The organism is Thermodesulfobacteriota bacterium, from assembly GCA_040757775.1.
GTDB lineage: Bacteria > Desulfobacterota > UBA8473 > UBA8473 > UBA8473 > UBA8473.
On record JBFLWQ010000018.1, the window covers coordinates 56,781 to 67,928 of the forward strand.

Sequence of the window (11,148 nt, forward strand, 5' to 3'; positions counted from 1 at the left end):
TTATAGGGAGCAAAGAGGGGGACGCCTTTTTTGTTTATGTCCCTTAATCTTTTGGAAAAAGGAAGAATATTTTGGGAAAGGAGGCTAAAGCTGTGAAACAGAAAATTTTTAAATGCCCCATCTTGATAACGCTTTTTATAATTCTTTTTATCGCCCCCATTGCGTATGCAAAGGAAGTGAGAGGAGTAACCAAAGATTTAATCAAAATAGGGGTTATATATGATCAGACAGGGCCGGCAAGTCCTTTGACTGTTCCTGCCTCCCAAGGATTTAAAAACTATTTTCGGTGGGTGAATGAAAAAGGTGGAATCAATGGACGAAAGATAGAACTGATAATTGAAGACGACAGGTATTCTATCCCTTTAACTATATCTGCATATAAGAAGCTTTTGCTGAGGGATAAGATACTTGTATTATTGGGTCCGGCATCAAGTCATGGCATGTTTGCCCTTACCTCTACTATTCTTAAGGATAAGCTGCCCTCTATTCTTCCCCCTTCGTCTGACCGAGTTGTAATACCGCCCAAGCGCTATATGTTTGCAAATGGGTCTACATATGAGGATCAAATTCAATTCATATATCAATATATAGTTAGAGATCTTAAGAAGAAAAATTCCAGGATTGCCTTTATTTATAGCGATACTGAACATGGCAAGCTTGGTTTGAAGGCAGCAAAAGAACACAAAGATGAATATGGAATAGACATAACTACTTTTGAGATTGTGAACCCAGGAGTCTTGGATGCTACTTCTCAGGCACTCCTTATCAAGAGAGAGAAGCCGGATTTTATTGTAATGCATCTTCTGATTGACAATTCGATCGTAATGATGAAATCAGCAATGAAGGTGGGCATAAAAGAGATACCGTTTCTGGGGACACAGTATACGTGTGCTGAGGATGTTATTAAGGTTTCGGGAAAAGCATCATCTAATTACAAAGGTATGGCAATATACAGTTCATGGTATGATAAGGGGAGTGCCTTGCAGGAAATGAGGGAAGTTACTCTTAGGTATCACCCCGGGACAGAAAAGCCGTATAGACCGAAGGCGTATACTCAGGGATGGGGAGATGCTATGATAGTTACTGAAGGGTTGAAAAGGGCCGGGAGAGATCTGGACGGTGAGACTTTTGTCGATGCCTTGGAATCAATTAAGGATTTAGATATGGAAGGGTTGTGTGGACCAGTTACCTTTGGGCCTAATGACCATAAAGGGTCGAGATATGTAAAGATGTACAAAGCCAATGTAGAAGAAGGACTGTTGACCCCCATATCAGATTGGATAAAGTTAGAGAAGTAATTTTCCCCTCAAAGTCTCTTGACGTTATGGATTTGACCAAATTATCATTAGCAGAAAGGAGATGGAGTATGAAGCTGAAAAGAACCGCATTCGTGCCAATTGCATTGTTGGGAAGTATTTGTTTCATTAGTAGTTCTATTAGTCAGGCAAAAGAGGTCAGAGGAGTATCGGATACGACGATAAAAATAGGTTTTATCGGAGACCAAACGGGCCCTGCATCATCCATACTTGCTTTAGCAGCCCAGGCTGTGAGAACTTATGCTAGGCACATTAATGAACATGGTGGTGTTCATGGAAGACAGTTAAAGATACTGGTGGAAGATGACCGTTATTCGATTCCTGCCACCATTTCGGCATTCAAGAAGTTGGTTTACAAAGACAGAATATTTGCCCTCATAGGTCCTGGTTCGGCAAGTTTTGTTCCCGTGCTCTGGAGAAGAATCCAAAAAGACAAGTTGCCAACTATGTGCCTGCCATTTACTGAGCTTGCTGTTGAACCCTACAAACGATACCTATTTATTACCAGTGATACCTATGAAGGCCAGATGGGAACCCTTGTGGACTATATGGTCAAAGATTACAACCTGAAAGAACCAAGGATCGGTTTGATTTATCCTGATACTGAAGCTGGAAAGACAGATTTGAGAGCTGCACTACCCAGGTTAAAAAAATACAACTTAGAACCAGTAACGAGAGAGGTTCTAATGCCCGGAGCATTAGATGCTGCTACCCAGGTAATGAGTTTAAGGAAGTACAAAGTAAATTGCGTACTTACTGGCGGAACCATTACGGCGACGGCCGTTACATTACTAAGGGAATTGAAGAAGATGGGATTAAAGATACCGGTCTTTACTAGTTATGCCGCGATGCTCACGGAGGGTTTGAATCATATTGGTGATGCCGGAGAGCAGGCCTATTCGATTCATGCTATGTCTCCCTGGTATGGTGAAGGGGAGGGGGTAGCAACCATGAGGGAAGTTACGCTCAAATATCACCCGGGAACGGAAAAGCCCTACCGTGGGACAGCATACACATATGGATGGGTCATGACAACTGTTTTAGTTGAAGGACTCAGAAGAGCAGGTAAGGGTCTTGACGAAGAGGAACTGATAGGGGCTCTTGAGAGTCTAAAGAATTATGAGACCGGAGAACTCTGTAATCCTATCACGTACAGTCCGCAAAGCCACAAAGGCGGGAATTCATCAAAGATATATAAAGTTGACCCTGTTGGTCAAAAATACGTCTCCATAACGGGATGGAGAAAGTCAGAGTAGTATTGAACACTCTAAGGTCGTGGCCGAATGGAAACAGGATCTTGACCCACCGTTATAATTTTCTGAGGCCTGGAAACCAGTCTGGCTTCTAACTGTCCTTCGCTCCGAGAAGAAGACTAGAAAGTAATTAGACCCAGAGAAAAGCGGGGCTATGACCAGGTAGGGTAGGGACGTTGGTTCTAAAACAACTTAAATTTTTTCACGAGAAAGAAAAAAGGGGTGAGCAATTGAATAGCTTACCCCTTAATGCTCGTGGTGCCGAGACCCAGAATCGAACTGGGGACACGAGGATTTTCAGTCCTCTGCTCTACCGACTGAGCTATCTCGGCGCTACAGTATTCTACAGCTTTTTACTCCATTTTGTATTTTTGTATATATTAGAAAACAAAAAAGTTGTCAAGTCTTTTCGTGTGCCAACTCTATTACATAGGTTCCTGCAATCTTATCATGCCATCCCTGCTTATTCTTATCGAAGGCTACCCACAGAAAACCTATATTGAGTACAACAGCAGACACTAAGTACCCAACCCATCTTAAAAACGATTTGCCATAGCTTAATGGTTCACCGTTTTCTTGGATAACCTTTAGCTGGCAGATCATTTTACCTATGGTCTGCCCTGTAGAACCGTGGAGGTAAGTAAAATAGCCTATTGTAATTGCCAGAATAACTATATTGTATGGTATGGTAAGCATTAACACTCGGTCCAAAATCATAAACCAATCTTGCGTTTCTGAGGCTAAATATACAGCCAGACCACCCGCAATAAAAAAGACCGCATATATAACTTGAAGTATCATATTGTCTATAGAGAATGCCAGTGCCCTTATCCAAAAACCTGCTTTCTTATTCAGGTTGCCTTCCTCAATAAGACCGGGCTTCAGACCTTCTTCTGGATTCGTCATCTGGTCGTTTTCAGAAGGATGATACTCTACAGTGCTGAATTCCATATCTATCACTTTGACTCTTCATCTGATGAAGGTTCTTCTTCCTCAAATTCTATAACCTCTATATTTATAGGGTCTAAATTGATAGTTTCTATATTCTCTTCTTGCTGTTCTGGAAAAGATATTACTTCTGTCGGAGATTCAATCTCTAAGGGAGATAGCTCAATATCTTCCTCTGATTGAGCGGGTTCCACAAGGTGACTATCCTCTAACCCTATCGATATCTCATCGCCTGTACTAACCTCAGGTAGTTCTATCTCTGTCTCTGTATCTGCACCTTTCTCTTCGGAAAATTCTTCTAGCCCCTCTTCCAACGTAAGCTCTGGAAGAACACTGGGCTCTTCTAGTTCAAGTTTTAAGGGTTCCTCTGAACTTTCATCACCCGCACTAATCTCAGTAAGCACAATCTCTGCATCTGCTTCCTTCTCCGCAGTTTCCCCTTCCAAACCCACTTCCATAGAGAATAGTTTTTCTGTTTTATCCTCAAAGCCTAAATCTATATGGATCTCCAAATCTTCTTTGTCTTCCGCTTCTATCTCGGGCAAATCCTCCAAAACCATCCCCTCTTGATCTTCTATCTCATGGTCTATCGCCTCTATTACAGGTTCTTCTTTCAAAGCCTCGGGATCTGGTTGAATAAAAGAATCCATAGTGTCAATCATCGCTTGTACCTCTGGAACACCGGCATCCAATTTAGTTTGAAATTCATCTCTGCTACCGGCTCTGGGTACCACTGATAAAATATTAAGATTTTTCTTTAGTTCTAATAGTTCCGTGCCACACCTTTTGCAGTTATCAAGATAGTCAAAACTGGTAAATCCACATTTAGGACATTTCATTTTTCTATCTCCCCTATGTATACCATTTTTAACTTAACACACCCTTTATGACTGGTCAAGCATATTCAATTCAAATCCCCAAATCTATGCTGGATTACGCTCAATATACTTATACTCGCCGTTTCACTCCGTAATATCCTGATACCCATGTTCGCCACATTAAAACCTGCTTCACGGGCTTTTCTTATTTCACTGCTGCTAAATCCTCCCTCTGGACCAACCAACACAAAGAATTTATTTGCATCTGGATTCAGGTCAAGCACTGCCTTTAAACCAATAGCCTCTTCTTCCTCCCATAGAATAAGTTTAAAAGTATCTTTTAAATCCTTGCTTAGAATCTCTGAAAAATCAACAGGGAAGGCAATGAAAGGGGGAAAGTTTCTGCCGCATTGTTTGGTAGCCTCCAATGCTATTTTCCGCCAGCGTTCTACCTTTTTAAGTGATTTATCATATGTGAGCTTTGGAACAGAACGATCTGAATTAAAAGGAAGGATTTCAGAAATCCCCAGTTCTGTTCCCTTTTGAACAATAAGGTCCATCTTGGGGGGTTTAGGCAACCCTTGTCCTAAGATAATCTCTATGGGAGATTCCCTCCGGGGAAGAAATTTTTTAAATACGTACACCCTAAGTTCTCTTGAACTGCTTTCTTTAATCCTGGCATGATACTCCCAACCGGCATCATCAAAAAGAACTACCTTATCTCCCACGCCAAGCCTGAGGACCCTGCTTATATGCTTAACGTCTTCTCCAACTATTGTCCCTATATTGTCCCTTATACTGCCCTTTTCAATGAAGAATCTTGGCACATTCTCCCTCCATTAATAATTACATCTTGAAAAACATCCAAGGACTCACTTTTTTTGAAACTGCAGTATACCTTTTACGTTGTGTACTAATTTTTCCATTATTTCTCCTGCCTTCCCATAAAGAACTACATCAGCATTTCTGTCGTAGGGAGTATTCTCCATATTAATTATAACCAGCTTAGCTCCTCCCTCTCTGGCATACAATGGCATCAGGGCGGCGGGTTGAACCACCAGAGATGAACCAATTACAATAAAAAGGTCGGCTAATCTTGACCTTCTTTCAGCCTCCTTAGTCTCCTCAAAGGGCATAGGTTGACCGAATGATATAGTAGCCGGTTTCAATATGCCCCCACAATCGTCACAATAGGGTATCTTTATCCCCTTTTCCAATCTCCCCTGGATTTCTTCTCTTGAGTATCTTTTTTTACAAGTCAAGCAGTTGACCCACATATTGGTTCCATGGAGCTCAATTACTTTGTCATCAGGAAGCCCTGCTTTCTGGTGCAGATTGTCTATATTTTGGGTAATAACACAATCGAGTTTCCCCATCTTTTCCATCTCAACAATCGCATAATGGGCTTTATTAACCTTAGCACCAGCGAGTGTATAGTAGAGCTCCGAGTTCATCTTCCAATACTTTTCCCTTGACTCCTCACTTGCCAGAAATCTTTGGTAGAGAAAATCTTCAGGGTTATACTTATCCCAAAGCCCTCCAGGGCTTCTAAAATCTGGGATGCCTGATTCAGTACTTACACCTGCCCCGGTAAAGATCACGATACTCTTGGCTTTGACAATTAAGCCTGAAACCTTGTCTATCCCTTCATCCAGGGTTTTATTATCCATAGTTTTACCTCTTATAAAGTGATGGTTTCGTAAAATAGAAGAGAGCTTTGAAAATCCATACAAACTGTCATTGAGAGGAGCGGGGCAATCTGCCTACCGCAGGCAGGCGCGGCAATCTCTAATCAACACGTTATGAGATTGCTTCATCCGCCTCTGGCGGATTCGCAATGACAAATTGGGCATTTTTCAAAGGGTTTTTTAGAAGTATTTCAAAGAAAGGTTCAAATGTCAAGAATAGAAGAAGAGATTTTCTAATTACGGATTGTCGATGAATTGATGCCTGTCCCTCAGATATCAAAGTACATAATGGCAACCAGATTTCCCTTGACAAATTGAAGAGAAGTCATATATTTTTTTCAAAAAGGTTCCTTTTTGTTAAAGGGGTCTGAAGGTTCGGGAGCAACCCTTAAAAGGAGAGAACAATGAAAGAAATCGTGATTGTTATATCGATTTTAGCTGTATATTTTGTATTGAATACGTGGGTGTTACCAAAGCTCGGTATTAACACATGAATGAAAAAATCGTGTACGGTTGAGGATCAACCCTTAAAAGACACCAAAGTTAAAGACTGATTAATAATGATTGAACGCAAACAGGTTGTTATCCAAACAGCCAACTATTTTAAAGACAAGGAGTAAATATGTCCGTAAAAGACAATTCAAATGATAAAGATTCTTCTGCAAAAAGCCTTACCTGTAAAGTCCATAATGTCAAACCTCCGGAAGAGGAGGAAAACATTCATAAGGGCGTTGTGAGTTCATTTCGCAGACTCGATGGACTGCCATTAATTGAGACAAAGGATGGGAAGGCAGTAATATTAAAGGAATTTGAGACAAAACCTGAGATAGGAGAGGAAATCGAGTACATTATAACCGTAAAGCATGGAAGTGTCATGTATGGAAAAAGAATTAACTAAACCCCTTAATATCAATTAATGTGAGCAACTTTGAATTGACAGGTTAGGTTCTAATTATGAGATATTTTATGAGAAGCTTTCTGATAATAACCTTTCTTTTGGCTTCTTTACCGATTTTTGCCAAAGATGATCCATATATTGCAGCCAGAGAACGAATGGTGGAGAGGAACCTCTGCGGAAGGGATATCGTTGACAAGAGGGTCCTTGCTGTAATGCGAAAGGTGCCAAGACACCTCTTTGTTGACGACAGTTTGAAAAAGATGGCTTATGCTGATCGGCCTTTACCCATTGGAGAGGGACAAACCATATCTCAGCCTTATATCGTTGCCTTAATGACCCAGATACTGGATGTGAGGCATGGTCAAAAGGTATTGGAAATCGGTACTGGTTCTGGTTATCAAGCGGCTGTTCTATCCGAATTGACCGACAAGGTATATTCCATCGAGATAAGAGAAGAATTAGCTGAAAAGGCTAAGTCCAGGTTAAGGGATTTGGGGTATAAAAATGTCCTGGTAAAGTTCGGGGACGGCTACTTTGGATGGGAAGAACATGCTCCTTTTGATGCTATCATTGTAACCTGTGCAGCAAATCATATTCCTCCTTCATTGATCAACCAGCTGAAACAAGGAGGGAAATTGCTAATCCCTCTGGGAAGCACTACTTATTATCAAACATTAACACTTATTACAAAGGTAAAAGGCGAACTTGAGGTCAAACACTTATCCGGGGTTGTCTTTGTCCCCATGACTGGGGATGCATTGAAAAAAAGGTAAAAACAGTTCGTTCTATGAGGCTAAATAATGACGAAAAACAAAGATCAAAGAGAAACCGCTTCACCCATAAAGCTCTACAAAGAACCAGAATTAAGGAATCCCTACATGATTGCAGCGTGGCCTGGCATGGGAAACGTTGCTTTAAAAGCAGCAACCTATATGAGAGAAAAACTGAGAGCTGAAGAATTCGGCATAATAAATCCTGCCGGGTTTTTTCAGTCTAACATAGTCTACATTAGAAACAATCTGATAGAGCCAATAAAACTACCGGAGAATAAATTTTATTATAAGAAAAATGAGGAGGCAGAGAATGACATTATATTCTTTGTAGGAGATGCTCAACCTCTTTCTGGCAGGGAATATGAGTTTGCTGATATGGTTTTGGATGTTGCAGAAAGGTTTAAGGTCAAAATGGTATACTCTTTTGCAGCATTTGCTATAGACACCCACTATAAGGAGAAACCAAAAGTCTGGGGAGTAGCTACCAGCAAAGAACTCCTGGAGAAGTTAGAAAACAATAATGTATTATCTATGAATGACGGTCATGTCGGTGGTATGAACGGAGTAATACTTGGGGTAGCCAAGGAAAGGGGTATAGAAGGTATTTGCCTGCTTGGCGAAATGCCCTACTATGCGACTCAGATAGAAAATCCAAGATCCTCCCAGGTTATACTTGAGGTTTTTGCAAAAATGATAGGCATAAAAATCGATATGACCGAGCTTGAAGTTTTGGCCAGATATACAGAAAGTGAAATAGAAAAGTTCTTTCTCAAAATAGAAGAGTTGAAGTTAGACCAGATGCTGGAGAAAGGTGGTAACAAAGGCCCAGGTTATGTCCATTGAATCTACCTTATCCCCCCTTTTATACATATTAGTCCTATAAGGTACGCTCCTGCAGAACAGATTAAGACACCGGTAAATCCCCAGGAGAGGGCTACTATCACGGCTGTGATAGAACTTAAGACTGATGAACAGCCGTTGACACACCATGCCCAGGGGATAATACCCCTGGAGTATTTATTTAGTATGCCGATTCCAATAGGAAAGGGCATTCCCATCAAAATGCCTAAGGGTATCAAAAGGAGGACAGTATATGCCTGTCTGAGGAAGATATTTCCCCCAAGGGCAAGTGTAAAGATATAGGGTAGAGCCATGGTATAAAATAATATCATTCCAGCTAATATCAAGATTATCCAGTCAACACAAAATATCCCTGTTTTGACCAGCCACCTTGACAGATAGCTCCCTGCTCCAGATGAAATCAGTATTGCAAAGAGCACTATTGATATGGCATATGCAGGATGTCCTAAGAATAAAATAAACTTTTGAATCAATGATATCTCAATAAACATAAAACCCATTCCAATCAAGAAAAAATATAAAAGAAAAAGCCCTTTTCCTTTCTGAAGATACTTTTTTTCCTCCTTTTTCCTCTTTAAAAAGACAGGGAGTATGATTAATATAATACTCAAGAATATCGCCTGTACTAACACTACAGGAAGCAAATAAGCCCCTTCTACAAAAGGCTGCCATTTCTCCCCAACACTGAGGTAAAGTTCTTTCAATCTATCCCATCTAAAGAAATGATAGAAAAACGGCCTGTCATCTGTAACCGATCTTACATTAAAGAGGTAGTGCTGGTATAGCTCCTCCCTTTTGCTTTTGTCTATTATCTGAGAGATAAGGTTGTAATAAACAGGTTCTTTAAATCTATTAAAGACATTAACCTCCTCTCTTTTAATCCCTGGATAATAGACTAAGTCAAAACGTCGTTTAGTACAGAATTCATTCAGGTTTAACATTTCCTCATGACTTATTATATTACGCTTAAGGAGAAAAGTAATAGTTCCCCAACTGCGTATTATCGCTATGTGTCGTTCAGGACTTTCGATCCCCATTCTCTCAAGAGATGAAAGAATAACAGAAACAATCCTTAATTCTGTCCTGGGAGGAGGGAGCAGGTATTTAGTGACAGATAAGAAACCATTTTCATTTAAGTGTTTATAATAGTCTATAAATGCCTCCTCAGTAAAGACATAGTCTTCAGACATACCGTAGATCCCGGTGGAAGATGCCCCAAGGGTATTGGAAATGGAAACCTGAATAAGATCAAACCTCTTATCAGTGCTACGGAGATAACCTCTACTCCCCTCAATTCTAATTTTAACCTTCTCATTATGATATATGTTTCCTACAAATCCCCCGCATTCCCTCTTTAACGCATTAACTATCAATGGATTTATCTCTACACCAGTAATAGATCTTGCACCATGATATATAGCCGTTAATACATCCAGACCACCCATCGGTTCCAGGACGAGGACATCTCGAATATTTCTAAGATAGAAGGCTACAGCCGATGGAAGGTAAGAGGTAAACTGGATTCCCTCTCTTCTCCCATCGAATCTGGTCATAGCATTGAGATTTTCCCCATCGACGGCAATACCCATCTGGTAAGGTATGGGTTTTAGATAACGGAGACTCAGTCCGGGAGCAAATCTAACTGCCGGACTATCAACTATGTCAACCCTTGAGAAAGAATTCCATTTAGTATCTACAAGCCTGGAGTCAGGATACCTTAATGCCGTCATTAGCTCTTTATAAGGTGAAATGTTGATCATCATAAAATGGGGTCTTGATAATAACAGAAATACAAAAAGGAGCAATAGAAGCACACCGAAGAGATTAAGTATCTTATGACGTCTGAAACCAAAAGACAAGGATGATAATATTCCAAAGGCAGCAGGTATTATAACCCCTCCAAAATCACCGAATATCGAAAAGGTCGCCAAGACAAGCAAACAACCTAACCCTGCTCCCAGCAAATCTGAAAAATATATATATCCAATTTTTTCTGGTAGCCTTGAAATAGCGATAGCAATGGTTAATCCAGAAAAGAAAAAGGGTATAGAAAGGAAGAAATAGTAGAACAGAATATAGAAAATCTGATTATAGTCCCAGGAGAGCCTTGCTGGATCAAAAGGGATTTGGTTTACAATAAGGTAAGATAGAAGAACCGATACAGAAAAAAACATAGCAGAGAGAGAAAGTAATCTTGAGAGCTTCTTACTTACAATCGTGGGGAACAGCATCAAAAAGGAACCACTGGCACCAAAACCAAGCATGGCGATACTGATAACCATGAAGGCAAAATGATACCACAAGGAAACCGAGAAAATCCTGGTCAATGAGACTTCAAAACCCAAGGTGGATATTGATATCAAAAAAACCCCCAGATAAAGCTGGAACTTCTCCGTTTTTACCACCATATATTCCCCTCTTGAGTTAACTATAAATCACAACGAGACAGAATTCAACAGACAAAAAACTGTTGTCAACAAATAGAATTGTCCGCTTTTGTAACAAATGAATTGTCCACTTTTCTGTCCTCGGAGAAATGGTAAATTTGGAGTCGGAATATCTCCCCTGGGATAGAAGACGAGCGGCGGACCTA

At 40.5% G+C, this 11,148-nt stretch carries 10 protein-coding genes and 1 tRNA gene; 5 read left to right on the forward strand and 6 right to left on the reverse strand.

Translation table 11 applies throughout. The features are described from left to right. Nucleotides 1-92 precede the first annotated feature (92 nt). Together AB1401_11310 and AB1401_11315 are read left to right on the forward strand one after the other, a co-directional pair. Complete coding sequence (locus AB1401_11310) at nucleotides 93-1,298, forward strand: ABC transporter substrate-binding protein (protein ID MEW6616037.1); 1,206 nt, start codon at nucleotides 93-95, stop codon at nucleotides 1,296-1,298. A 68-nt stretch (nucleotides 1,299-1,366) separates the two neighbouring features. After that, nucleotides 1,367-2,572 carry an ABC transporter substrate-binding protein gene (locus tag AB1401_11315; protein ID MEW6616038.1) on the forward strand — a complete coding sequence of 402 codons (1,206 nt, stop codon included), beginning with the start codon at nucleotides 1,367-1,369 and terminating at the stop codon, nucleotides 2,570-2,572. A gap of 253 nt (nucleotides 2,573-2,825) precedes the next feature. Here the strand turns inward: AB1401_11315 and AB1401_11320 are convergent. From AB1401_11320 to AB1401_11340, 5 genes are all read right to left on the reverse strand, one after another. After that, nucleotides 2,826-2,901: transfer RNA gene (locus tag AB1401_11320), tRNA-Phe, on the reverse strand. A 67-nt stretch (nucleotides 2,902-2,968) separates the two neighbouring features. Further along, on the reverse strand, nucleotides 2,969-3,520 hold the full coding sequence (locus AB1401_11325; protein MEW6616039.1) for an RDD family protein: 552 nt from the start codon (nucleotides 3,518-3,520) through the stop codon (nucleotides 2,969-2,971). A 5-nt stretch (nucleotides 3,521-3,525) separates the two neighbouring features. Then, nucleotides 3,526-4,356, reverse strand: coding sequence for a hypothetical protein (locus AB1401_11330; protein MEW6616040.1), 831 nt, complete (start codon nucleotides 4,354-4,356; stop codon nucleotides 3,526-3,528). 65 nt (nucleotides 4,357-4,421) lie between these two features. After that, nucleotides 4,422-5,162, reverse strand: a complete 741-nt coding sequence (locus tag AB1401_11335) for a 16S rRNA (uracil(1498)-N(3))-methyltransferase (protein MEW6616041.1) — start codon at nucleotides 5,160-5,162, stop codon at nucleotides 4,422-4,424. Between the two features lie 45 nt (nucleotides 5,163-5,207). Beyond that, the gene (locus AB1401_11340) at nucleotides 5,208-6,005 is read right to left on the reverse strand and encodes a Sir2 family NAD-dependent protein deacetylase (protein MEW6616042.1); all 798 of its coding nucleotides are present in this window, start codon (nucleotides 6,003-6,005) and stop codon (nucleotides 5,208-5,210) included. 640 nt (nucleotides 6,006-6,645) lie between these two features. Between AB1401_11340 and AB1401_11345 the strand changes: the two genes are divergently transcribed. From AB1401_11345 to AB1401_11355, 3 genes are all read left to right on the forward strand, one after another. Beyond that, entirely contained in the window at nucleotides 6,646-6,921 is a 276-nt protein-coding gene (locus AB1401_11345) for a hypothetical protein (protein ID MEW6616043.1), read from the forward strand. Nucleotides 6,922-6,989: 68 nt separating this feature from the next. Then, nucleotides 6,990-7,694 carry a protein-L-isoaspartate(D-aspartate) O-methyltransferase gene (locus AB1401_11350; GenBank protein MEW6616044.1) on the forward strand — a complete coding sequence of 235 codons (705 nt, stop codon included), beginning with the start codon at nucleotides 6,990-6,992 and terminating at the stop codon, nucleotides 7,692-7,694. A gap of 27 nt (nucleotides 7,695-7,721) precedes the next feature. After that, entirely contained in the window at nucleotides 7,722-8,537 is an 816-nt protein-coding gene (locus AB1401_11355; protein MEW6616045.1) for a PAC2 family protein, read from the forward strand. Nucleotides 8,538-8,539: 2 nt separating this feature from the next. Here AB1401_11355 and AB1401_11360 read toward each other — a convergent pair whose 3' ends face one another. Beyond that, nucleotides 8,540-10,963, reverse strand: a complete 2,424-nt coding sequence (locus AB1401_11360; GenBank protein ID MEW6616046.1) for a hypothetical protein — start codon at nucleotides 10,961-10,963, stop codon at nucleotides 8,540-8,542. Nucleotides 10,964-11,148: the final 185 nt, after the last annotated feature.

Excerpts from the sequence above, each read along its gene's own strand:
- AB1401_11315 (MEW6616038.1), top strand. The coding sequence starts at position 1,367 with ATGAAGCTGAAAAGAACCGCATTCGTGCCAATTGCATTGTTGGGAAGT.
- AB1401_11325 (MEW6616039.1), bottom strand. The coding sequence starts at position 3,520 with ATGGAATTCAGCACTGTAGAGTATCATCCTTCTGAAAACGACCAGATG.
- AB1401_11330 (MEW6616040.1), bottom strand. The coding sequence starts at position 4,356 with ATGAAATGTCCTAAATGTGGATTTACCAGTTTTGACTATCTTGATAAC.
- AB1401_11340 (MEW6616042.1), bottom strand. The coding sequence starts at position 6,005 with ATGGATAATAAAACCCTGGATGAAGGGATAGACAAGGTTTCAGGCTTA.
- AB1401_11345 (MEW6616043.1), top strand. The coding sequence starts at position 6,646 with ATGTCCGTAAAAGACAATTCAAATGATAAAGATTCTTCTGCAAAAAGC.
- AB1401_11350 (MEW6616044.1), top strand. The coding sequence starts at position 6,990 with ATGAGAAGCTTTCTGATAATAACCTTTCTTTTGGCTTCTTTACCGATT.
- AB1401_11355 (MEW6616045.1), top strand. The coding sequence starts at position 7,722 with ATGACGAAAAACAAAGATCAAAGAGAAACCGCTTCACCCATAAAGCTC.
- AB1401_11360 (MEW6616046.1), bottom strand. The coding sequence starts at position 10,963 with ATGGTGGTAAAAACGGAGAAGTTCCAGCTTTATCTGGGGGTTTTTTTG.